The following is a 26044-nucleotide window of genomic DNA, read 5'->3' on the forward strand; positions in this document are numbered from 1 at the left end:
TTCTTAGGGAGAACTTTTTTAAATATCTAAAGTAGAAATTTCATTAGAAATTAGGGTGTCCATATTATCTAACGAAATTGTTGCTTTACTTTTTGTCATCAATTTTTTCATTATTTGATTGGTGACTTCTTTTATGTTTTGTTTTTTTTCAGTTGATTCAAAATGAGTTTTAACTTTCTTATTTACCTTTATTTTTAAATCTGCTAAAAGAGCTCTTAAAGGCGCTCCTTCTAGCCATTCGTTATAAGACTCTATTTCATCATTGATAATGCAAGCAACGTCATCTGTAGCGGCTAATCTATGTTCTTTTGTTTCTTCAAGCTCGACTGAAATTGAATCTAAATCATGAAAAACAATATTGTTTTTGTCTGCTAATTTTTTATCAATATTGCAAGGAACCGCTAAATCTATCAGTAATGTTTTTTTATTTGAAGCAGGAACTTCTTTAATTAAATTAGGGCAATTACTTGCAGCACTAATAATTACATCGAAATCATCAAAATTATTGGCAAGCACATTAGGCCATGGATAGGTTTTACATTGATTGCTTTGAGCCAGGATAATGGCTTTTTCTTCACTACGGTTACTAATGTATATGTTGTTGAAATTAAATTTAGAATTGTATTTAAACAATTGTTTTACAATATCACCAGCGCCAACAAATAATACTTTTTTAGACTTAACAGAAACCTTATCAAAGGATTGTCTAATTACTTTTAATGATTTGTAGGCTACGGAAGTTGTTCCGTCTCTAAAATCGGTTTCGTTACTTATACGCTTATGAGTTTTAAATACGGCTTGTAAAGCGCGTTCTAATAAAGAACCTTGTAATTTATGACTCATTGAAAATTGATGTGCCTTTTTTATTTGATGAATTATTTCTGCATCACCAAAAACTAAAGACTCTAAACCAGAAGAGACTTGTAGAAGGTGTTTTACTGTCTCCAAAGTGTTATTGCTATAACAGAACAAAGCTTTTTCTGATACTATACTTTCGTTTGATTTATTCTTTATAAAAAAGTCAAGAATGGTATTTGCAGAAGTGTTAACAGATTCAAAGTAAATTTCTGTTCTGTTACAAGTGGCTAAAATAAACAAGCCAGATACATCAGTAAAATCATTACTAATAATATGAGTTAAGCGTTCTTTTTCTTCTTCAGAAATATGATATCTTTCTCTTTGAACAGTAGTTGCTGTTTTATGTGAAATACTTATATAACGTAGTGATTTTTCCATAAATAGTTTAACTATAAAATCTTCAAAAATTTATACAGATTTATTATTTAACTTCAAAGATAGTAAGAGGACATTACATAGATAATGACATTTATCATATTGTGTAACATATGTTACAAAAAACAATTATAATAAGGTTCTAAATATGTTACAAAGAAAAGCCGAACAAATTTTGTTCGGCTTTGTTAATAAAAGTATAGTGTGATGTTTATTCTTCCAATGTTCTCATGTAATTTACAATAAGCCATCTGTCTTCATCATCTGGTATTTTTTTTGTAAATTCAGGCATATCGTCTCTACCAATGGTAGTTTTGTAATATAAAGCACCATCAGATTGACTTTGAAATTCTGCAGTAGAAAAATCTCCTAGATCTCCTTTTAATCCATCTGCTTTTGTTCCGTCTCCGTAACCTTCTTTACCGTGGCAAGATTTACAGTGTTTGTCATACAATGATTTACCAATTGACAAATCTTCTTTAGGATTTGTTGGGTTTTTCATGTTCTCATATTTCGCTGGAACTACCCATTTGTCTTGTTCTACTTTTGTGAAAGCTAAAAGTGCTACACTTAAAACTCCAATAACCATTAATAATTTTACTGTTTTCATGTTTGATTTAATTTTCATTTTGTGATTTTAATTCTAATTCTTTTCCTTCTTTTTTAATATCAAATAAATTTTTAATACTGTAGGCATAGTTTGCCCAAACACCAATTAACAAAATAGATAGGACAACATACATCCAAATAGGTGCAGCTTCTGACCATAATTTATTTGTTTCATGAGTGATTTGTTTATTGATTCCCCAATCAATATTTTTTTTCTGAATAACGTTGCCATAGTTATCATTATCTATAATAGATGCAAAAACATCAACATTCCCATTTTTATCTCCTGAGATATGTTCTGGAAACTCAAATTTAAAAGCTCCATCAGAGACAAATTCTCGTTTTATGGGCATGTTAGATATCATACCACCTATAGAAAATACTATTTCAGTTTCGTCAATTGGGATTTTGGTTTGTAAACTATCAAGAGTGTATGCGTTTAAAATGACCGTTTTAACGCTATCTATTTCTTTTAAATTTAATTCAAGAAAGACATCTTTTATGGCAAGTTCATCTTCTTCAGAATCTAAAGCATCAGTACCGTCAAAAACAGCTTTTAAGTTTATGTAGCCCTCGGCATTAGCTGTGTAGGCTTGTTTTGCAGGAACTATTAATTGAGCAGTCCCTTCTTTATCTGTTTTTGCAGTACCTAAAAGAATATCTTTATCTTCGGTAACATTATAAAAGTTAATATCGGCACCATAAATAGGCACTCTATCTTTTCTGTCTTTTTTATTGGAAGCAATATAACTAACTTCTAATTTGCGTGAATTATCAGCTTGTTTTGTTGTGCTTAAACCAAAACGAACTCTGTAGTTTTTTAAATTGACTTCTTGAGCAAAACTTTTGGTATTAATTAAAAAAGCTAGAGCAACAAAAATTAATGTATATATTTTAGTTCTCATAATTTCTAATGATTATTTGATAGATGAGGTTTTCTTTTTTGCTCTCTTTCATGATCTATAATTCCAGACATCGGAATGATTGGAACTAGTTTCATAATTAAAATAAAGAACAATATGAATGCTGCTATACCGGCAAAACTCAATGCCCATTCAATCCAAGTGGCCGTGTATTGAATATATTCGGGTCTAGTATCTTGAATTGGCATATAAGGGCTTTCTAAAGTAGGAACCACAATAAGATACCTATTCATATACAAACCTAATATAGCTATCACAGCAGCGAATGTTACTGATTTTATTGTTCTAAACTTTTTAAAGAAAAGAATAACTACAGGAACTAAAACACCAATATAATTGGCAAAGATGAAGTTCCAAAAATACCTATTGAAAAGTGTATCTAAAAGCTTGACATCTTCAATTTTATGACTAAACCAGCGTGAAAAATATTCACTGAACGTAAAGTATCCAAATAATAATGAAATGATTAAAAGAATGACACCAGCTCCCATAAAATGAACTTTTCTTATATAATGATCTAAATGATAAAATTTACGAATCAAATACATTGCTATAATAATAACGCTTACTCCAGAATATAAACCTGCAATAATAAAGTAAGGTGCAAAAATGGAACTATTCCATCCAGGCTGTAACGTTAAACTAAATATCCATGCTAAAACTGAGTAAGCAACGATTGCTAGAGCAATAACCATGACAGACATGGTTCTGGTAATTTTATGTAATGTTTCTCGTTGTGTTGGCGTATCGTAATATTTAATAGCCAATGTTTTATACAGTTTTTGTCGCCATTTTGGAGCGTTTTCACTGTTGTCTCTCAACATGGCAAAATCTGGTATAAATGTGAGATATAAGTAGATAAAACACCCTAATAAATCGGTCATAATAGCTATGATGTCCCAAGTGATCGGCGATTGAATTCTAGGATATAAAAACAAGTAATACAATCGGTCTAACCTGCCAATACATAACAAAATGAATATAGGTCCAATAATTAATGACAGTACGGTTATAATTTCAACAATTCTGGATACTGAATTTTTCCAAGGTGTTTTAAAAAAGTGTAAAATACCCGAAATAAAAGCTCCGGAATAACTAAGGCAAACAAAAAATATAAAATTAATGATGTAAATACCCCACACCACATTATCTCGCATTCCTGTAACAATATGTCCTTTAACAACTTGAATTACAAATGCTACAAGCCCTACCAAAATAACACCTACTAAAAAAGCAATCCAAACTTTAGAAGTCTTAGTTGATTTCTCCAACATTGGAGAAAATTCTTGAACTAATTCTTTTTTTCTTTTAATGACATCCATAATTTTGGCTTTTAAATTAGAGTTTTCCTTGTTCTTTAAATTCCTTAACTATAGGAACATCTTTATAACGATCTAAAATCTCTTCATCAACATCGAATCCGCGTTCTACAGGGAATTGTCTGTTAACAGCAGGTAAATAGTACACGTTAGGTTTGGTTCCTAAATGTTCTAAGTGTCTGTAGCCACCTCTGTCTTTAATAAGTTGAGAGAAACTAACGGTTTCAGTTCCATTAGTAACAATATCTTCGTTTTTATCACCAAAATAAATAACGCCCATAGGACATGATGATGCGCAATAAGGTAATTTTCCTTGTCGTAACATATCTGGACAGAAGTCGCATTTCATAACAGTTCCTTCTGCTGCTGGAACTTGAGTTTCTGGAGAGTATGGTTGAGACTTATCGTCAAATTTTTCTTTATGTCCCCAATTAAAGGTACGTGCAGAATATGGGCAACTTGTTATACAGAATTTACACCCTATACAACGTTCATTATCTATTAAAACGATACCATCATCACGTTTAAAAGTTGCTCCTGTTGGGCAAACAGTTACACAAGGGGGTTCGTCACAATGAAAACATGGTTTTGGTAACCAATAAGGAGAACCTTCTTCATTGTTTTGCATAAGTTGAACTTTCATAAATTCCTGATGATCATCAAGTTTATGGGCTTTTTGACAGCCTTCAACACATTTTCTCGCATTTTTACATTTAGACAAGTCAATGACCATAACAAATTTTTTGTCAGGAATTCCTTTTCTTGACTCTTCAGGTGTAATGACAGCTTCGGGATAGTTATTGATACTTTCAGCATCAACTTCTACCATTTTCCCATCTGGAGTTAGAACTCTAACTTTTTCACCCGATGCTTTTTTTTCTTCGCCTGTTGCTAAGTTTGATATTAATGAAGCTCCAGCAACAGCACTAACGCTAGACATGAGACCTAGGCGTAAAAAATTACGTCTATTTTCACTGCCGTTTTCTGTTTTTTTATTTGCCATAATATTAGAGAAACATATAAGTTAATATGTTATTATAATCATCAAAATTAGAGGTTGGTGTCCGAAAATCATATGATTAATATCATGTTTTGTAACAAGTGTTACATAATTCTGTTTTGAAGCAATTCTGGCATTAATTAAAAGCAAAAAACCGAACAACTAGTTGTTCGGTTTTTCTTTATTAAAGTAAGTTTTAAGTTTTATTCTTGCAATGTTCTCATGTAATTTACAATAAGCCATCTGTCTTCATCGTCTGGTATTTTTTTTGTGAATTCAGGCATATCATCTCTACCAATTGAAGTTTTGTAAAACAAAGCACCATCAGATTGACTTTGAAATTCTGCTGTAGAAAAATCTCCTAGATCTCCTTTTAATCCATCTGCTTTTGTTCCGTCTCCGTAACCTTCTTTACCGTGGCAAGATTTACAGTGCTTGTCGTACAATGATTTACCAATTGATAAATCTTCTTTAGGGTTTGTTGGGTTTTTCATATTTTCATATTTAGCCGGAACGACCCACTTGTCTTGCATAATGCTTGTGAACGAAAAGAATATAAATGAAAATATTCCTAAGATTGTAAAAATTTTAATTGTTTTCATGGTTTTTGAATTTTAGATTTTGAAATTTTAAATAAATTAATGATTAAATAAATAATTAAACCCCATAATCCTAAGATTACTAAGTTTGGAAGGATAAGTAACATATATGGTGTTTTATTTCTTGGAGACCACATGGTTCTTTCATCAAATGTTGATTCATCAACTATGGGGACACCAATAGGAGCATTAACAAGTGCTTTTACTGTTCCAAAGTCATCAGTGTCTTTAAGAACCACTTCAAAAGTTAAATTTCCATCAACGCCAGGTATATCTTTATCTATAGGTACAATAATGGTGCCATGTTCATCGGTTGTATTATATTCTGGCCCAATTCTTAAAGGTCTAAATAAACGTTGAACCTGTACATGTAATAAACGGTCAGTTAAAGGAGTATGAGTACTAGCATCAAAAAGGGTTGCTTTTATATAATTTATGCTGTCTATTTCTACTAAATTAGCTTCTATATTAGCGTTTTTAAAGCTCAAACTTTTCGAGGCTTTTTTAAAAGAATCGTTGCCTTTAAATGCAAAACTCAAGTTGTAAGTACCTGTGGAGTCTGGTACAATTTCATTTAAGTTTTTTAAAGTAAACCTGCATTTACCTTCCATATCTGTAGTTGCTGAACCAATGTTAATTTCTTCGTCATTAGCAATATTTGATATGGTAATATTTATGTTGGCTACATCTTCAGTTTGTCTATCTATTTTAGAACTGGCTTTCATATCAAAATAGGCCTCCCCATTCATAACTTTAAAAAAATCAGTTCTAAGTCTAACAGTATTCTTTTTAGTCTGTGCGTAATTTTTTTGCGTACCAATAGACAGTAACATCAAACCAGCTAACAAAAACGTTATAAAACGAAAATTTAATGTATTAGTCATGATGAAAGCGGTTTATTAGTTTTTGTTGCTTCTTGTTCATCGGCAGTTCTTTGAATAGGAATAATGGGCAGGTATCTTACAAGAAACGTAATAATTAAAAGCGCCATTGCTAAGGTAGCAAATGTAATGACCCATTCGTGAATACTTGGAAAGTAATGGTGCCAAGATTCGGGAACTCCTTGAATTGGTAAAAACGGCTGCAATAACGTAGGTGTTACTATTAAGAATCGTTTCCACCAAGAGCCAACCACAACCAATAATCCAATATAAAACATGGGTAATGGCTTTCTTCCTTTTTTAAATAATAATACAATAATAGGAATAACCAAACCTCCAATAATAACAAACCAAAATAATGGAGCGTATTGACCAGAATACAAATGATTTAAATGGGTAACTTCTTCTTTTTTTGAGGTGAATTCTGGAATAACATATTCATTAATATTAAAGTAAAGATATATTAAGCAGGTTAACACCAGAAACTTTCCTAGTTTATCAAAATGATACTCTGTTATGTAGTTTTCTAATTTATTAGCTTTTCTGATAACATATACTACAGTTACTAATGCGCCAACACCGGCAACAGAAGCACCTGAAATAAAGTAAGCACCCATATTAGTGCTATCCCAACCAACTCTAAATAAGGTTGAAAACAACCAAGCGTCAACAGTTTGTAAAATAAATCCAGCCGGTATAATTAGAATAGCAATAATATGAATGGATTTAAGTTGAATCTTTTTTTGTTTGTCACTACCTGTCCAATTGAGTGAAAATTTTCCATACCATTTGCTCAGTTTTGGATGGGTCTGACTAAAATGTTTTTTTAGTATGGCTAAATCTGGAAGTAATGGAAAATATAGTAACAATAAACAAATTACGATGTAAGTTGGAATAATGATGACGTCCCATATAATGGGTGATTGCATTCTACCATGAATAAACAGATTCATTAATCTATCAGGTCTTCCCATATCAATCATAATGGTTAATCCAGCCATGATTATGCAGGCAACAGATATTATTTCAGCAATTCTAACAATAGGTGTTCGCCATGCATTATCAGTAAGTCTTAAAACAGCAACCGTTACGGCACCAACAAAACTGGTTGCTACAAAGAACACAAAGTTTGAAATGTAAATACCCCACAGGGCATAATCGTTCATATTTGTTACAACTTGCCCTTTAATCACTTGGTCTATATAGGCAATAATTCCTGCAATACTTATAATAATAAGGGCGGTAGTCCAGATAACGCCTTTTCTACCAAACTTTTGAGGAGCTAAATCGTTGATTAATGTGTCTGAAGCTTTCATAAATCATCTATTTTTTCAACAGAATTATAATTTCTGTATTCACTTAAGCCTTCTTTAAAATCAACTAATCTATTAACAGGAGGCAGATAGTAAACACTTGGTTTGGTTCCCAAACCTTCCATAAGCCTGTACCCACTTTTTTCTTTTAATAATTTGCTCAATCTCAACGTTTCATCACCATTGGTTACTGTGTCTTCATATTTATCACCAAAATAAAACACACCGTTAGGGCAGGCTGTTACACAATGTGGTAACTTGTCTTCTTTTATTGCGTGCGGACAAAAATCACATTTATCTACCGTGCCTATTTTACTTGGCATACCTGCAAATTCAATAGAGTTGTGCTCTTCGTGTGCCATATTCATATTTAATACAACTTCACTGGCTTCACCATAATCAGGCTCACTCCAGTTAAAAACCCGTGTTGAATAAGGGCAAGCGGCCATACAAAAACGACATCCTATACATCTGTCATTATCAATTAAAACCAAACCATCTCTTCTTTTAAAAGTCGCATCAACAGGACAGACAGTAACACAGGCCGGATGATCACAATGCATACAAGTTGTGGGCATCCAGTAAGGCGCAGTATCTTCTTCTTCCTGCATTTTGTAGACTTTTAACCATGCGTGTTCTCCTGTGATGTAATGGTGTTTATTACAGGCAGATTGACATTTTAATGCATTTTTGCATTTAGCCAAATCAATAACCATAACAAATTTTCGATTAGGCATACCTTCTCTAAGATTGTATTTGGTTTCATGATCTTGCGAATGGGCTACTTCAACAACTTCTGAGGCATCAACTTCAACAATGGTTCCATCGGTTGTCATCAATTCCATTTTCTCTCCAGAATTGGTTTCTGATTTTCCGTATAATTTTGAAGCAAGTTTAGAAAAACCTATTCCGCCAATTATTGCTGCTAATCCTAGTTTTAACCCATTGTCAAGAAAATAACGCCTATTGTTTGTACTGTTATTTTCCATAATGATAATATGTTATATTATTAGTGATTAAACTTTTTTACCTAGCCAATTGAGAAATGAGGAATTTGAAATATTTTTGTGAATTACTTTTGAGTTCTTTAAGGAACTTGCTTTTATTTTTACAATAGTGCCGTCTGGTTTTAGCAAAGTTTCGTATTCATTACCAGTACTCTTGCTTATTGTTTTTTTTGATGAAGATTTGCCAAATCCTAAAAAGGGAAATAAGAATGAAGTTCCTAAAATAGGTAAGAAACTCCTTCTGGAAAGAGGTTTTCCTTTTTTTGAAGAGTTGGACATATGTTTTTTAATTTTAGTTGGTTTAAAAAAAAACAGTATAGCATTTAATAAATCTATTCAATGCTATACTATTAAAGTTAAGAAAAATTTTCTAAAAATTGTAAACTCTTGTTATGTTAAATCCAATTAACATGCCTTTATCAAAGAAATCATTGGTATTTTTCATATAATTTTGTTGTGGAACAATACCGTTGAAGTTTGTAATAAATATTTGGAATGCGTGAGCTGATGTTGAAAACTCTACTCCTAAACTAATTCCAGGGTTGTTATAGCTAAGACCTGTATCAGGATCATCCTCTAAACTTGTTATAGGTTGACTATAATCAAATAGAATAGATGTCTGTGGACTTATTTTTAAACGACCACCTAAGGCAACCGAAATTCTGTCATTTTCGTATCCATAGTCCACTGCATTATAATGAGATAAACTTGGTGCAATTTGCATTGAAAATTTAGGACTAAATCTGCGAGCCAATATTAATTGATGAAAGTATGAGTATCGATCTTGTTTTGTTAAAAACACACCATCATTTGCACTACCAGAGCGACCATCAATAGCAATATTACCATAATAGGTAAGGCTAAACGGGGTGCTTCCAGAGCGGGTTTGTGTTAAAATACCAGCTTTTAAGTTGAAATCACTGATTCTATTTTTTTTAGTAATACCATAGCCAACAGTTACCCAATCTAGTATAGAATAAGATAATCCTATTCTAATATTTGAGTTGGCGCCATAAATTCCTAATAGCGAGTTCTCTTCATCCATTAAACCAAATCTATGTTGCATAACCACTTCCAAAGTGTTTTTGCTAAACAGCACATTTGTTTGGTTATCAATAATGCTTGAACTTTCAAACGCAGGACGTTCAGGTTTTTCTACAATTGAATCTTTTGCTTTTTCTTGTGAAAAACTTAAAAGCGGAACAATTAAGAAAGTAAATAGTAATATTTTATAATTTTTCATTTGTAACGTCTTTAAATTAGTTGTTCTCAGCGCCATCATCTATCCACTTTTTTATAAGTGCCAAAGATTCTGCGTCTACGTTTCTATGGTCATTAATTGCTAACATGGTGTAAAATTTACTACCGTTTGCATTTCCAGCATTAACATATGCTGGCACTAAAGCAGCATACTCGCCTCCAGCTGTTAAATTTGGATTTTGCCCAGAAGCGTTATGACATTGTGTGCAATTATATGATACAAATATTGGTGTAATGTCGCTGCTAAATGATATAACTTGGTCTGTTGGTATTTCTACTACAACTTTTTCAGGAAATTCATCATAATAACATGAAAAAAACAACAAAGTTATACTGCTAACGAGAACTATTTTTAATAGTTTTTTCATTTCATTTTATTTTAATTTTGAACTTTTAACTTTAATTTCTAGTAGAAATTTATGTTAGCTTTTATAAGCGATTTCAATAAAGTTAATTTTTTAAAGCACAGGAGGATAATATCTCCTGTGCTCAAAATATTTAGTTATTAAGGTTGTAAATTCTCAATAGAGTTTTTAATTAATGCTTTAGCATATTTTGGGTTATGAATACCTTTACTTTTATCCTCTTGAAGGAAAAGGTAGTTAAAAGCAGCTTGTGCAACTTTTACATTATATGTTCCTGGAACGGGCTCTCCTTCTGCTGTAAGAACACCTTCAGTTTCTAATAATCCTAGTAAAGTATCCATGTCTTCTTGTAATCCAGCAACTTCTGTTGGAACTCCACTAGTATGGCAAGTTAAACAAGCATTATCTGTTGGGTTCCAAGTATGGCCTCCATTATCCGCTGCTGTTGGTTCTCCCATATGGCAAGAAACACAAGAAGCTCCTTGAGCATGACCTGCAGTACCAACACCTGGATAATCTGTAGTTCCAGCTAGTAATGCACCTCCTAAACCTTTAAGAAGTGTACTTTGTGGTCCGTGATGAGGTCCCCAGTGAGAACTAGTAACAGCAAAGTTTCCATCTGCATCTGGAGTAGGGTATGCTGTTCTAGGTTGGTGACAGCTAACACATAAGTTACTTGCGCCAATTGGGTCACTATCATTTGTCATATCAATAGTAATTGTAGGGTCAATAACTAAAGCAACAGGATCAAGTGTTCTAAGTGCAAAATCATTACCATCATTTTCAAAATCAAATGATCGATGGCTAGAGTGACAAGTAGTACAAGTAATAGTTTGTTTTCCTTGGTAAGCTGGATTACCTTCTGCAGTGAAACCATATTCGGTGTAATCAATAAATCCGCTGCTAGTATGACATTCAACACACCCCGTTCTATTAGTGTATTCAGAAACAGTTTGCCCTGTATACATCATAGTTTCAGTAGCGTGAACAGATAAGTTGTAAGCCGTATAAATTGGATCTCTATGGCTGTTTGAATGGCAGGCTATACAGGCTTCAGCTGAAGTGTCAGCGCCATCAACACCATCAACACCATCTATTCCGTCTTTACCATCAGCTCCTGCAATAGGAGTATACTCGCTGGTACATTGGAAAAACATAAAACTTGTCACAACAATAGTCAAGTTTAGTATTAGTTTAAAATTTTTCATAATAACTGTATTTGATATTTTTCATTTAAAATCTTGGTGTAAAAGTATGTAACAAATGTTACTCAAAATATGATAATTGTCATGTCGCCTTATCTTTTTTTTAAAAGAATTAATATCCTAAATAATTTATTTTTTGTTTATAAGTGCTCATAAAATTGCCTGTTTTAAAACGTAATTATTCTTAATTTTAACGTTTAAATTTTTGATAGAAACACTTTATGTACTTAATATTTGATACTGAAACTACAGGATTACCTAAACGTTGGGATGCACCTATTACTGATGTTGATAATTGGCCCAGATGCATTCAAATTGCATGGCAATTGCACGATGCTATGGGTAACTGTATTGAACATCAAGATTATTTAGTGCAACCTGATGGGTTTAATATTCCTTATGATGCCGAAAAAATTCATGGTATTTCTACTGAGTTAGCCCAAGAGCAAGGAATACCTTTAGTAGAGGTTTTAGAAAAATTTAATAAAGCGCTTAGTAAAACAAAGTTTGTCGTAGGTCAAAATGTAAAGTTCGACCTCAATATAATGGGAGCCGAATTTGTTCGCGAGGATATTGCAAATCCCTTACAAGAATTACCTGTTTTAGATACCTGTACCGAGCATACGGCTAGTTTATGCCAGATTCCTGGTGGCCGCTATGGTAAATTTAAATTACCTACGCTTACGGAGTTGCATGAATTTTTATTCAAAGTACCTTTTGCTGAAGCTCATAATGCCACTGCCGATGTTGAAGCCACAACACGTTGCTTTTTTGAATTGGTTCGCTTGGGCGAATACACTAAAGAACAATTAGACGTTCAGCCAGATTACTTTAAGGATTTTAATAAAGCTAATCCTAATGAAATTCAGCTTATAGGATTAAAGCATATTAACCTCAAGCAAGAAAGTGCCAAAATTAGAGAGCGATTAACTAACGCTGAAGACAATCAGGTTTCCACCGAAGAAATTAAACAAAACATTTCGGAGTTAGCTGAGGTTGATTTTGTTCACCTTCATAATCACTCACAGTTTTCAGTGCTACAATCTACAATGAGCGTTGCCGATATTGTATCTGCAGCAGCAGAGCATCATATGCCTGCAGTTGCTTTAACAGATCATGCAAACATGATGGGGGCTTTTCATTTTGTAAATGCCGTAAAAAAGCATAATGCAACTGTTAAAGATAAAATAAAAGTCGCAGAGGAAAGCGGAGAAAAAGTTACAGATAAAGAAATCAAGCCCATTATAGGTTGTGAATTTTTTGTTTGTGAAGATCATACCGATAAAAGCAGAAAAGATAATGGCTACCAAATTGTACTGTTAGCAAAAAACAAAAATGGCTATCACAATTTAGCAAAATTATCGTCACATGCCTTTGTTGATGGATTTTATTATTTGCCCAGAATTGATAAAAAACTCATTCAGCAATATAAAGAAGACTTAATTGTTTTAACCGGAAATTTATATGGTGAGGTACCAAGCAAGGTTTTAAATGTTGGAGAAAATCAAGCAGAAGAAGCATTGCTTTGGTGGAAAGAAGAATTTGGCGACGACTTGTATATTGAGTTAATGCGTCATAAACAAGAGGATGAAAATAGAGTAAACACCGTATTAATTGAATTTGCTAAAAAGCACAATGTTAAATTAGTTGCTACCAATAATACCTATTACAGAAAAAAAGAGGATGCTAATGCCCACGATATTTTGTTGTGTGTAAAAGATGGTGAGAAACAAGCAACACCTATTGGTCGAGGTCGGGGTTATCGCTATGGGTTACCCAATCAAGACTACTATTTTAAGTCTTCTGATGACATGAAGGCCTTATTTAAAGATGTTCCAGATGCCATAAGTAATATTCAGGAAGTTGTTGATAAGATTGAGCCTTATGAGTTAGCACGAGACGTTTTATTGCCAGCATTTAATATTCCCGAAGAATTTAAAAATGAAGAAGACTTAGTCGATGGAGGTAAGCGTGGGGAAAATGCGTTTTTACGTCATTTAACTTATGAAGGAGCTAAAAAACGCTATGGTGAAGAACTTACAGATGAGATTAAAGATCGCCTAGATTTTGAGCTTAGTGTTATTGAAAACACAGGATATCCCGGGTATTTCTTAATAGTTGAAGATTTTATTAGAGAAGCGAGAAAGATGGATGTCTCTGTAGGTCCTGGTCGAGGGTCGGCTGCCGGTTCTGTGGTGGCGTATTGCCTTTGGATTACCAATATAGATCCACTTAAATACGATTTACTGTTTGAGCGTTTCTTAAATCCAGATCGTGTGAGTATGCCCGATATTGATATTGATTTTGATGACGAAGGGCGAAGTCGCGTTATGGATTATGTCATTAAAAAATACGGTAGCAATCAAGTTGCACAAATTATCACTTACGGGACGATGGCCGCAAAATCCTCTATTCGTGATACGGCTCGTGTATTAGATTTACCATTGTTTGATGCAGATAGGATTGCTAAGTTAATCCCCACCATGTCTAAACTGAGTAAGATTTTTGGTTTAAGTGAAAAGGAATTAGCCAGTAAATTTCGTTCGGAAGATTTAGAAAAAGTAAATCAGCTTTTAAATATTTCTGAAGGTGACGATTTAGAAGCCGAAACCGTAAACCTCGCAAGAACTTTAGAAGGATCGGTTCGAAATACAGGAATTCATGCCTGTGGCGTTATTATCACGCCCGATGATATTACCAAGTTCGTTCCGGTGGCAACAGCCAAAGATTCCGATTTATATGTGACGCAGTTTGACAACTCGGTTGTGGAAGCAGCAGGTTTGCTGAAGATGGATTTCTTGGGATTAAAAACACTAACATTAATTAAGGATACCGTTAAAATAGTTAAGGCAAAGCATGATATTTTACTAGATCCAGATAGTTTTCCGTTAGATGATGAAAAAACCTATGAGTTATTTCAACGTGGAGAAACAGTAGGAGTCTTTCAATACGAATCTCCTGGAATGCAAAAACATCTTCGCGATTTAAAACCGACTGTGTTTGAAGATTTAATAGCGATGAATGCCCTTTACCGTCCTGGACCTATGGAATATATTCCGAGTTTTGTTAGAAGAAAACATGGCGATGAGGAAATTGAGTATGATTTACCAGCCATGGAAGAATACCTTAAGGAAACGTATGGTATTACGGTATATCAAGAGCAGGTGATGTTGTTGTCTCAGAAGCTGGCTGGATTTACAAAAGGTGAAGCCGATGTGTTGCGTAAGGCCATGGGTAAAAAGCAAATTGCGGTTCTTGACAAGATGAAACCAAAATTCATAGAACAAGCAAGTGCCAATGGGCATGATGCTAAAGTTTTAGAAAAAGTTTGGAAAGACTGGGAGGCGTTTGCAAGTTATGCTTTTAATAAATCGCATTCAACCTGTTATGCATGGATAGCCTATCAAACAGCCTATTTAAAGGCGCACTATCCAGCGGAATATATGGCGGCCGTGTTGTCTAATAATATGAACGACATCAAACAGGTTACTTTTTTTATGGAAGAGTGCAAGCGAATGAAGCTTGATGTTTTGGGGCCAGATGTAAACGAATCGTTTTACAAATTTTCTGTAAATAAAGATAATGCTGTTCGTTTTGGAATGGGTGCTATAAAAGGAGTAGGGCATGGCGCCGTAATGACTATTGTTGATAACAGAAAAAAGGACGGATATTACAAGTCTATTTTTGATTTAGCGAAGCGTATAGATTTGCGTGCAGCTAATAAAAAGGCTTTTGAAAATTTAGCGTTGGCAGGAGGGTTTGATTGTTTTACAGAAACTCACAGAGCTCAATATTTTTATGATGATGGCGATGGTATCACCTTTTTGGAGAAAGCTATTAAGTATGGTGCAAAACATCAGGAAAATGAAAATTCTGCCCAGGTAAGCTTGTTCGGAGATGCCAGTGATGTTCAAATTGCAGAACCAGAAGTCCCACCTTGTGAAGAATGGGGAACCATGGAAAAGTTGTCTAAAGAAAAAGAAGTGGTCGGTATTTATATTTCAGGACATCCGTTAGATGATTTTAAAATTGAAATGAATACATTTTGTAATGCGAGTATCAGCTTTTTTACGAATTTAGAAGCCTATGTTAATAGAGAACTTGTCTTTGGAGGTGTTGTTACCGATGTGCAACATCGTGTGAGCAAGCAAGGGAAAGGATGGGCACTTTTTACTATTGAAGATTACACCGATAGTTTTGAATTTAGAATTTTTGGTGAAGAGTATTTAAAGTTCAGACATTTTTTATTGAAAAATAACTTTGTGTTTGTTAAAACCCTAGTTCGAGAAGGATGGATAAATAAAGATACTGGTAAAAAAAGTGATCCGCGTTTACAGTTTAATAATTTCCAATTGCTACATGATGTTATGGATAGTTATGCAAAAAAATTATCTATTCAACTAAATATTAAGGATATTGAAACTAATAAAATTACAGCTTTAAAGGAACTTATTCATATGCATCCAGGAAATCAAACACTTAATTTTGTAGTGTATGATCATGATGAAAGTATTAAGCTAACTATGCCAAGTAGAAAACAAAAGGTCGCTATTTCGCAAGAGTTATTGTGGGAATTGGAAAATCAATCCGTTTTTTATAAGCTTAATTAATTTTTTAGTCTAATTTTTTGAGCATGAAATCAATACATTTAGAGTGATAATAGTACAAAACAATAAAAGTATAAGTAAAACAAATTGCTCACCTGTAAGCTTAAGTCTTTTTTTTGACTAATTTTGTAAAATAATTTGAAGTAAATCACAATTTAAAATAAAATATTATGGCATTAGAAATAACAGATGCATCGTTTGAAGAAACTGTATTAAAAAGTGACAAACCTGTTATGGTTGATTTTTGGGCTGCTTGGTGTGGACCATGTAGAATGGTTGGACCAATCATAGAAGAAATAAGTGAAGAATACGCTGGAAAAGCAGTAGTAGGAAAAGTAGATGTTGATGCTAATCAAGAATTTGCTGCAAAATATGGTGTTCGTAACATTCCAACAGTTTTGGTTTTTCAAAACGGTGAAGTTGTTGGTCGTCAAGTAGGTGTAGCTCCTAAAAACGCTTATACAGAAGCTATTGATTCGCTTTTATAGTATATATTGAAAAAGAAAATTGAAAGGTTTACTATTATGGTAAACCTTTTTTTTATTTTAGATAAAAATTAAATAAAGATGAGTGATAAAATAAAAGTTCAAGATGCTATTGATAGCAAGTTAATTGAACAAAGAAAAGTGTTTCTTTGGGGACAAGTTGATGATAAATCCGCTAAGCATGTTGTAGATAGATTAATGTATTTAGATGCTTTAGCTGTTCAAGATATCCATTTGTATATTAATAGTCCAGGGGGTTATGTAACTTCTGGGTTTGCTATTTATGATTGTATAAAATCTTTAAATAGTCAGGTTTCTACAATTTGTACTGGATTTGCAGCTTCTATGGGGTCTATAATTTTATCAGCAGGTGCAAAAGGAAAACGTTTTATTCAACCGCACGCACGAGTTATGATTCATCAACCAAGTGGAGGAGCACGTGGTCAAGCCAGTGATATTGAAATTACTGCGAAAGAAATAATGTTAACCAAAGAATTAAGTGCTCAAATTTTAGCTGATAATTGTGGGCAAACCTTTGAAAAAGTAATGAAAGATTTTAATCGAGACCATTGGATGGGAGCAGAGGAATCTGTTGCGTATGGTATTGTAGATGGAATTATTTAAAAGTTTTTAAATACAAGCATGGACTTTCAGCACGAACTTGATAAAGTTAGCGGTTTTAAAAACCTTGAGCTACTTGCAAAACAAGTGGTTGAGGGTTTTATAGCGGGTATGCATAAGAGTCCATTTCATGGTTTTTCAGCTGAATTTGCGGAACATAAAATATACAATCAGGGAGAAAGTACACGGCATATAGATTGGAAGTTATTTGCTAAAACAGACAAGTTATATACCAAAAGGTATGACGATGAAACTAATTTAAGATGTCATATCATCATAGATAACAGTAGTTCCATGCACTATCCTGAAAGCACTAGCTTTTCTATTGATAATCTAAATAAAATAGCTTTTTCAGCGTTGGCTTCCGCTTCTTTGATGCACATTTTAAAAAAGCAGCGCGATGCTATAGGGTTAAGTATTTATAGCGATTTATATGATTTTTATGCACCTGAAAAGGGAAGTGAGCGTCATCATCAAATGCTGTTGCATCAACTCAGTGAAATGGTGGTTTCTAAACCATTGAAACGACAAACCGAAACCTATCAATATTTACATGAAATAGCTGAAAAAATTCATCGGCGTTCCATGATATTCGTGTTTACCGATATGTTTCAGTCCACGGTTGAGCAAGACAAGTTGTTTGAGGCACTTCGGCATTTAAAATATAATAAACATGAAGTTATTTTATTTCATGTGTTTGATAAGCAAAAGGAATTAACGTTTGATTTTGATAACAAACCAAGACGTTTTATTGATGTGGAAACGGGTGAATTTATTAATTTATATGCCGATTCAATTAAAGATAATTATCATAATGCCGTTGAAAATTATTTTGAAACCTTAAAGTTAAAGTGTGCACAATATAAGATTAAATATGTGGAGGCAGATATTAACAAAAACTTTAATAACATACTCACAACGTACATGGTAGAGAGGCAAAAATTTGCTTGATTAAAATATTATTTAAAAAATTGCAAAAAACGTTTGAGATATAAAAAAAGCCGTGTATATTTGCAACCGCAATAAAGCAACGGTCTGGTAGTTCAGTTGGTTAGAATGTCGCCCTGTCACGGCGAAGGTCGCGGGTTCGAGTCCCGTCCAGACCGCTAAATCGGAAATCAAAATCCCTCAAAACCTTGTAAATCCTATGATTTACAAGGTTTTATTTTTTTAGAGCAATCATATAATTTGATATCATTTGCATCTAAAAGGTCACAAATCGTCAACATATCTTCTTTATCATAAATATGTTGACAGAATAACGTAACTTACTCATAGTTAAGATAGTTGATTTGACTTTCGTCCAGCAATGTTTAACCATTAAAAGACGACAACTATGCGAACTTCATCAACATTTTCAGTACTGTTTTGGGTGTACGGTAAACGTGCCGTAAACAACAAGGCAAATATCTACGTTCGACTTACCCAAAATGGCAAGCGCGTAAACATTAGCCTTAAACAGAAAATTGAAATTACTACTTGGAATGAGAAAACCCAAAGAGCCAACGGAACAGGTAAAGATTCACGTATTCTCAATCTTTATTTGAACGAGGTACAATCAAAGATTTATAGAATATACGAGGACTTACAAAAGGAAGAAAAACCATTTACTTCTCAAATGGTCAAAGCCAGATTTTTGGGCGAAGACAAAAAACGTTTTTCATTTCAAAATCTTATTGATTATTATAATGAAAAGATGCAGCACAAACTGCATAAAAATACATTGGGTCAATATAAAACTAGCCAAAGATATATGTTAGAGTATATTATAAAAGAATACAAGGAGACTGATATTTTTCTTTCTAAACTAGATTATAGTTTTGTTATTGGCTTTGAAGATTTTATGCGCTCTTATATTCCGAAACCAGGACATAGTAAAATTGGTAATAACACCGCTATGAAACATATAAAACGTCTTCGTAGAATGGTAACCCTCGCATATCGAATGGAATGGTTGGATAGAGATCCCTTTATCAATTTTAAAATGAAGATTGATAAAAAAGAGCGTGAGTTCTTGACAAGCGAAGAGTTAAAGAGCGTTGAGGACTTGAGCTCTTCAATAGAACGTTTAGTTGTTGTCAAAGATTTATTCGTTTTTAGTTGTTATACCGGTATATCATATAGTGATATTGTAAAGTTGACCCAAGATAACATTGTAATAGGAATAGATGGTAAACCGTGGATAATGGCAGCTAGGGTTAAAACAGGTACACCTTTTAAAATTCCATTATTAAATCAAGCACAAATCTTAATCGATAAGTATAAAGACCACCTCAGAACTCATAGTAGTAGAAATCTTCTCCCAAAGCTTTCAAACCAAAAACTAAATAGTTATTTAAAAGAAATAGCCGACCTGTGTGGTGTCAAGAAAAATCTTACTTTTCATATGGCACGTCACACCTTTGCTACAACAGTAACATTAAGTAATGGTGTACCTTTAGAAACCGTTTCAAAACTTTTGGGACATACAAAACTGTCAACAACCCAAATCTATGCTAGAGTTGTGGAAAAAAAAGTGAGTCAAGATATGGCAAAACTCAAATCAATATTGAAGTGATTTTAAATTATAAGTGTTTTTAAAATGAATTTTTAATTTTCACACATTTAAGTTTTAAATTATTTAAAGCTAATTAATTAAGTCCCGATGAAATCTAATAATGTTTTCTTGTCTTAATTCTAAATAATTAGTAGAGTTTTTCTAAAATTGAAATTATTTTTTCAAAAGAGACGTTAAAATCACTTAGATTAATATTAGTCTTTATAATTGGTACAATCTATTCATTTAATTACTAAAAAAAGATAGTTAAATTGTTAATAAAATGTACATTTTATCGACGAAAATTGCTTTTTATCGAAAAAATATATTATATTTGCTACAAAATAAGAAATCATGTTTGGATTTTTATTTTTGTTATTTGATAAAAAAACGCTCAAAATTATAATAAATGTACAATACTTACTTAACCAAAAAAATGACAAATAAGAGTAATTTTATAGCTCTTATTTTTTTTACACTATTCCTGTTGTTTAGTTTTACTACAGTAAATGCTCAATCCTGTACCATAAATGCAGGTTTAGACCAGACAATTTGTGTTAATGATACATTTCAATTAGATGGTAACTCACCTGATACTTATGCCGAAGGACCAACATGGACTCAAATAGCTGGACCGTCTGTAGTCATTAGTGATCCATCTATCGATGATCCTATTATAACTGGTTTTTCCGGTGGAAATACTTATGTTTTTCAATTATCAGCAACCTGCTTTAATGGCGATACACCAATACAAACAGTTTCAGTAACTGTACAACCTATAACTATTGCTGATGCTGGAACAGATATGGCTTCTTGTCCAGATAGCTCAGGCTCATTAATTATTAATGCAAATACTCCTGGAAATGCAGGAGAAGTTGGTCAATGGTCAGTTCAAGGAGGAAACGGAGCAGGTGTTGTGATTAACCAACCAAATTCAGCAACATCAACAATAACATTGCCAGAAGGTAGTGCAGGGACAACAGTTTTACGTTGGACAATTACTGGGCCAGAATATGCGCCTGGTCAATATTGTGAAAGTTTTTCAGAAATTACAATTACTAATTACGGTGGAGTAGATCCAGTCGACGCAGGTCCCGATCAAACATTAACTAATTGTTATACGGTTTCTCAAAGTACAAACTTAAATGGGAGCTTTGGAGGTGCTAATTTAAATGGTCAAGTTGGTACATGGATATTTGTAAGTGGACCTGCCAATCCGAGTATTGCTAACCCAAATAATAATACTACTAGTGTTAGTGGTTTGGTAGAAGGTGTTTATGTCTTTAGATGGGATGTTGTTGGACCTTGTGCCAATGGAAGTGATACAGTGACAATAACCGTACCACCTGCTACACAAGACGTAACACAAGCTACAACTACAAATAACAACCAAAGGTTTTGCGATGCCTCGGTAACTGAAACAACATTAATTGGGTCTCCTCCAGATTTTACCAATGAAACCGTTCTTTGGGAACAAATAGATGGAAACCCAGCAGTAACGATAGTTGATCCAACAAGCAGTACAACCCAAGTTACTGGTCTTGTTGCTCCAAATACTTATCAATTCAGATATACAATAACTAATAGTATTACTGGTTGCGCATCTAGATCATCGGTAAACATAATATATAATACAAGCCCAATCAGCATTTTAGTAGATTCTGGTAACGATTTAATTCTTGGTGCTTGTGGTCAAACATCGTTTAACGTTCCTTATACCTCGACAAGTGGAAATAGAACCCAATATAGTATTGTGAGTGGGCCAAGTGCTTCTACATTAACATTTCCTACACCATATGTTAATTTGGGAAGTGCTAATAATGGAACTGCAACAATTAATAGTTTTGATGTTCCAGGTAATTATACTGTAAATTTTAGAAGAATAAGAAATGGAAACCTTTTTGTAGGAAACTGTAATCAAGCTAACGATGATATTGTTATTGCAGTTTCTAACCCTATTTCTGGGTCTAATGCTGGTTCTGATCAAACATTTATTTGTGGTCAAACGTCAGGCTCATTGGCAGGTAGTGTTATATTACCTGGTGAAACTTCCGTTTGGTCACAAATTTCCGGACCAAACACTGCGACTATTAATGATATTTATGCGCAAACAACAACGTTATCTGGGCTTATTCCAGGAGAATACGTGTTTAGATATACAGTTACTGCTGGACCAAATTGCACACCACCAGCTACTTCAGATACTAGTATTTTTGTGTCCCCTTTAGATAACAATTCTGTAAATGCAGGTGTAGATCAAACAGTGTGTTTTAATGCTCCAGTACAATTGGCGGCAGATCCTCCTGCAGATAGTCAAACGGGAACTTGGTCGTCATCAGATCCTGGAGTTACGTTTTCTGATGTAAATGATCCAAATGCAATAGCAACAGGGTTTTCTTCTCCTTCAACTGTATATACGTTAACCTGGTCTGTATTAAATGATTATATTAATTGCGGACCTGCCGCAACAGATACGGTTATTATAACTACAACTGCTGATGAATCTCCAACAATAGCGAATGCAGGAGTAGATTTTTGTTTTAGCTCTGGTGTAACAACCCTACCGAATTTGAATGCTAATTCACCCGATGTAGATGAAACAGGAACTTGGACTCAAATCTCTGGGCCATCTGCGGTAACATTTACTAATCCAAACAGTCCAACATCAGAAGTAACAGGGTTGGTTGACGGGCAATACGAATTTCAATGGGAAATTGCTTATTCTGCTCCTGCTCCAAATTCATGTCCAGCAACAACAGATACTGTTGAGGTAGTTGTTGCAGATACAGGTGCCAATGTAGATGCTGGTCCAGACCAAAGTTTGTGTCTAGATCCAGTGTTGTTGTCTTTTACTATGAATGCGACCGATCCAGTTCCGTTAGGTGGAATTGGAACATGGAATTTAGTGTCTGGTTTAGGAGGTTATACAGTTGATGATATAAACAGCCCAACAGCAACCTTTTCAAATCTTTTAGATGGCACTTATGTTTTTGAATGGGTAATTTCTTATGGTAATTGTGTTTCAACAGCAACGCCAAATCAAGTTACTATAGAAGTTGGAATACCACCAACACCTGCTAATATTCAAGGAGGCGATCAAGTAATATGTGCAGCTACAAATACGGTTATAACAGCTGATCCTTTATTAAATCCAAATGCTGAAAGTGGTTCATGGACAGTAATATCTGGTCCAAATACACCAAACATTGATAATCCAGGGAGTAATTCTATTAATGTTACGGGATTAACAACAGGAACATATGTTTTTAGATGGACCACTGTAAGCGGCTCTCCTTTATGTCCAAATTCTACAGATGAAATTAATGTAGAGGTCTATGCACCTTCATCTGCTGGTGCAGATCAGCAATTATGTCAAGTTAATAGTGCTTTTCTTCAGGCTACTCCGGGTACTACTGGGACTTGGACAATAGTTTCAACTACAAACCCATTAGGAATAGGTTCATTTAGCCCAACGCAATCACCAAGTAATAGTAATACGGCTAATGCGCCAGTTGAACCAGGTTATGAATATGTTTATCAGTTTGCAACGGATTATACTGGTTCTGGGGCAGCTTGTAACAATTCAGACCAAGTCACGGTAACTGTTAGTAATGGACCAAGTGAAGATGCTGATGCTGGATCAGATCAATATATCTGTATGGCTGACACAACTACAGCTACATTAACTGCAGGAAATTTAGCAATACCTGTTGATGTAACTTCAGAATGGAGATTGTTGTCCCAACCTGGTGGAGCAACGATTACCTTTACAACACCAAACAATAGCACATCAACAGATGTAAATGGTTTAACTGTTCCAGGTATTTATATTTTTGAATTAAATTTTGCGTCTGGCTTTTGTACAGACAATGCAGATATAGTTAGGGTAGAGGTTTTTGAAGCTCCTGGTCCTATTGATGCAGGTCCTGACCAGCCACTAGCTTGTCAACAAAATACACAATTAAATGCAACAACACCAACTGTTGGTCTTGGTGTATGGACTTTTGCCAATCCTGGCGATGATCCCTCAGGAGGACTTGTAGTAATTGATAGCCCAAATAACCCTCAAACAACTTTGTCCAATATTCCAGACGATGTTGGTAATGATGGATTAGACGATGTATATGTGTTAACATGGACGGTATCAAACGACCCTCCTCCATCTTCTGGAACAACTTTTACCAACCCTTCATTATGTGCACCACAATCAGATACTGTTACTTTAACCTATACAGGCACACCACCTTCTCAAGCTATTGCAGGCCCAGATCAAGAGTATTGTGATAATACTCAAGCCTTTCTTGCGGCAACACCTTTAGCAGAAGGAGTGGGTACTTGGACACAAACTGCTGGAAATCCAGCAAGCATTACAGCACCTAATAACCCTAACAGTCTAGTGTTAGGACTTTCACAAGGAACTTATGAGTTTACGTGGACTGCAGTTGGAGGAGGTTGTACCTCGGTAGATACTATGGAAATCCTTATATATTCGGACCCAATAAGCGCTAATGCAGGTCCTGACCAATCCTTACCTGAATTTTCTACAGTAACTTTGGGAGCTACTCCAGCTTCAGCTGGTCAAGGAACATGGACGCAAGTATCTGGACCAACCCCAGTTAATTTTATAGATAATAATAATCCAAATACTTCAGTAACGGGAACAACTGTTGGTACTTATGTTTTTGAATGGACAGTTTCAAATGGAACATGTAATAGTGCTTCTGACCAAGTAACAATAACAATTCTGCCAATTTCAGATTTAGAGCTAACAAAAAGTGTCACGCCTAGTAGTGTGAATGTTGGAGATATAGTAACATTTACAATTTCAGTTTTTAATAATGATGCTAGTGCTACAAACTCTGATGCAACTGGTGTTAGTGTTGAAGACATATTGCCTTTAGGGTATTCATTAGTTACAGGGACAGTATCCAATGGAGGCTCTTTCAATTTAGGAACGCAAACTATTACTTGGACTAATTTGAGTATTGCAAATGGAGCAACATTAAATTTAACATTTGATGCTACTGTAAATGCTTCAGGTTCATATATAAACACTTCTCAAATTATTGCCAGCGATAATCAAGACCCAGACAGTGACCCAGCAACAGATGAAACGGTAGATGAAGATGGGGACGGTAACGGTGATGATGATGATGAGGATTCAGCTTCAGTAACTATACAATCTGCGGATTTATCATTACAAAAAACGGTGTCTCCAACTAATGTAAGTGTTGGAGATTTAGTTACGTTTACAATAACTGTAACAAATACTGGAGCAAACACAGCTACAAATGTTAATGTTTTAGATCAGTTACCAAATGGTTACACCTATCAATCTGATGATTCAGGAGGTAATTATAATTCTGGAACTGGAATTTGGAATATTGGTACAATAACTACAAGTTCACCAGCAATCTTAAATATTACAGCTTTAGTAAATGCACCGACAGGGACATCAAACGAATATTTAAATATCACAGAAATTACGTCTAGTGATCAAGCAGATCCAGATAGTAACCCAAATAACGATGACGGTGACCAGAGTGAAGATGATGAAGATAATGCACAAATTACTTTAGAGCAAGCAGATTTAGAAATAACAAAATCAGTTAACCCTCTTTCAGGATCTGTAGGCGATATAGTATCTTTTAGTGTTCTTGTCGAAAACAATGGGCCAGGGAATGCCACAGGAGTTGATATTCAAGACATACTTCCTAGCGGGTTTGATTTGGTACCAGGTACAATTTCTAATTCAGGAGTTTATTTTTTTGGAAATAATTCTATTGAATGGAATAATTTAACTATTGCCAATGGAGCTTCAATGACATTAACTTATGATGCAGTTGTTAATAATTCAGGAAATTACACCAATTCCGTTCAAGTAACAGCTAGTGATCTTGATGATCCAGATAGCGACCCAAACACCGATAATACAGTAGATGAAGATGGAGATGGCAATGGTGATGACGATGATGAAGATACAACTACATTCATAATTGAAACATCCGATTTAGAGTTAACTAAGGGTATAAGTGCGGCAAGTAGTTCAACACCAAATGTGGGTGACACGGTAACCTTTGA

The 26044-nt window shown here is 34.2% G+C and carries 19 protein-coding genes and 1 tRNA gene; 7 read left to right on the plus strand and 13 right to left on the minus strand.

Annotated features, from left to right (window positions below):
• Positions 1 to 18 precede the first annotated feature (18 nt).
• The 13 genes from hemA to G5V56_RS02865 all read right to left on the minus strand — a co-directional run bounded on the left by hemA (position 19) and on the right by G5V56_RS02865 (position 11717).
• Positions 19 to 1236: a glutamyl-tRNA reductase gene (hemA, locus tag G5V56_RS02805; RefSeq protein ID WP_166960995.1), complete on the minus strand. Its 1218-nt coding sequence runs from the start codon at positions 1234 to 1236 to the stop codon at positions 19 to 21.
• 208 nt (positions 1237 to 1444) lie between these two features.
• The gene (locus G5V56_RS02810; RefSeq protein ID WP_166960998.1) at positions 1445 to 1843 is read right to left on the minus strand and encodes a c-type cytochrome; all 399 of its coding nucleotides are present in this window, start codon (positions 1841 to 1843) and stop codon (positions 1445 to 1447) included.
• A 7-nt stretch (positions 1844 to 1850) separates the two neighbouring features.
• On the minus strand, positions 1851 to 2747 hold the full coding sequence (locus tag G5V56_RS02815; RefSeq protein ID WP_166961001.1) for a hypothetical protein: 897 nt from the start codon (positions 2745 to 2747) through the stop codon (positions 1851 to 1853).
• A 5-nt stretch (positions 2748 to 2752) separates the two neighbouring features.
• Positions 2753 to 4087: an NrfD/PsrC family molybdoenzyme membrane anchor subunit gene (gene nrfD, locus G5V56_RS02820; protein ID WP_166961004.1), complete on the minus strand. Its 1335-nt coding sequence runs from the start codon at positions 4085 to 4087 to the stop codon at positions 2753 to 2755.
• Between the two features lie 16 nt (positions 4088 to 4103).
• The gene (locus tag G5V56_RS02825; protein WP_166961007.1) at positions 4104 to 5087 is read right to left on the minus strand and encodes a 4Fe-4S dicluster domain-containing protein; all 984 of its coding nucleotides are present in this window, start codon (positions 5085 to 5087) and stop codon (positions 4104 to 4106) included.
• A 200-nt stretch (positions 5088 to 5287) separates the two neighbouring features.
• Complete coding sequence (locus G5V56_RS02830) at positions 5288 to 5686, minus strand: c-type cytochrome (protein ID WP_240911199.1); 399 nt, start codon at positions 5684 to 5686, stop codon at positions 5288 to 5290.
• A complete protein-coding gene (locus G5V56_RS02835; protein ID WP_166961010.1) occupies positions 5683 to 6567 on the minus strand; it encodes a hypothetical protein in 885 nt (294 codons plus the stop codon). The genes G5V56_RS02830 and G5V56_RS02835 overlap by 4 nt, the downstream gene beginning before the upstream one ends.
• Complete coding sequence (gene nrfD, locus G5V56_RS02840; protein WP_166961013.1) at positions 6564 to 7880, minus strand: NrfD/PsrC family molybdoenzyme membrane anchor subunit; 1317 nt, start codon at positions 7878 to 7880, stop codon at positions 6564 to 6566. Before nrfD (G5V56_RS02840) ends, G5V56_RS02835 begins: the two co-directional genes overlap by 4 nt.
• Entirely contained in the window at positions 7877 to 8866 is a 990-nt protein-coding gene (locus G5V56_RS02845) for a 4Fe-4S dicluster domain-containing protein (protein WP_166961016.1), read from the minus strand. Before G5V56_RS02845 ends, nrfD (G5V56_RS02840) begins: the two co-directional genes overlap by 4 nt.
• 27 nt (positions 8867 to 8893) lie before the next feature.
• A complete protein-coding gene (locus G5V56_RS02850; RefSeq protein ID WP_166961019.1) occupies positions 8894 to 9163 on the minus strand; it encodes a hypothetical protein in 270 nt (89 codons plus the stop codon).
• A 91-nt stretch (positions 9164 to 9254) separates the two neighbouring features.
• A complete protein-coding gene (locus tag G5V56_RS02855; protein ID WP_166961037.1) occupies positions 9255 to 10127 on the minus strand; it encodes a DUF5777 family beta-barrel protein in 873 nt (290 codons plus the stop codon).
• A 16-nt stretch (positions 10128 to 10143) separates the two neighbouring features.
• Positions 10144 to 10512, minus strand: a complete 369-nt coding sequence (locus G5V56_RS02860) for a hypothetical protein (RefSeq protein WP_166961040.1) — start codon at positions 10510 to 10512, stop codon at positions 10144 to 10146.
• 137 nt (positions 10513 to 10649) lie between these two features.
• Positions 10650 to 11717 (minus strand): hypothetical protein, encoded by a 1068-nt coding sequence (locus G5V56_RS02865; RefSeq protein WP_166961043.1) that lies wholly within the window; start codon positions 11715 to 11717, stop codon positions 10650 to 10652.
• 218 nt (positions 11718 to 11935) lie between these two features.
• Between G5V56_RS02865 and dnaE the strand changes: the two genes are divergently transcribed.
• The 7 genes from dnaE to G5V56_RS02900 all read left to right on the plus strand — a co-directional run.
• Entirely contained in the window at positions 11936 to 16324 is a 4389-nt protein-coding gene (gene dnaE, locus G5V56_RS02870; protein WP_166961046.1) for a DNA polymerase III subunit alpha, read from the plus strand.
• 167 nt (positions 16325 to 16491) lie between these two features.
• Positions 16492 to 16809, plus strand: coding sequence for a thioredoxin (trxA, locus tag G5V56_RS02875; protein WP_166961049.1), 318 nt, complete (start codon positions 16492 to 16494; stop codon positions 16807 to 16809).
• Positions 16810 to 16887: 78 nt separating this feature from the next.
• Positions 16888 to 17430, plus strand: a complete 543-nt coding sequence (locus G5V56_RS02880; protein WP_166961052.1) for a ClpP family protease — start codon at positions 16888 to 16890, stop codon at positions 17428 to 17430.
• An 18-nt stretch (positions 17431 to 17448) separates the two neighbouring features.
• The gene (locus G5V56_RS02885; protein WP_166961055.1) at positions 17449 to 18378 is read left to right on the plus strand and encodes a DUF58 domain-containing protein; all 930 of its coding nucleotides are present in this window, start codon (positions 17449 to 17451) and stop codon (positions 18376 to 18378) included.
• Positions 18379 to 18459: 81 nt separating this feature from the next.
• A tRNA-Asp gene (locus G5V56_RS02890) sits at positions 18460 to 18533 on the plus strand.
• A 230-nt stretch (positions 18534 to 18763) separates the two neighbouring features.
• Positions 18764 to 19984 (plus strand): site-specific integrase, encoded by a 1221-nt coding sequence (locus G5V56_RS02895; protein ID WP_166961058.1) that lies wholly within the window; start codon positions 18764 to 18766, stop codon positions 19982 to 19984.
• A 415-nt stretch (positions 19985 to 20399) separates the two neighbouring features.
• The coding region (locus G5V56_RS02900; RefSeq protein ID WP_166961061.1) for a DUF11 domain-containing protein at positions 20400 to 26044 on the plus strand (5645 nt) is incomplete at its 3' end.

It is taken from the genome of Yeosuana marina (genome assembly GCF_011762485.1).
Classification (GTDB): domain Bacteria; phylum Bacteroidota; class Bacteroidia; order Flavobacteriales; family Flavobacteriaceae; genus Yeosuana; species Yeosuana marina.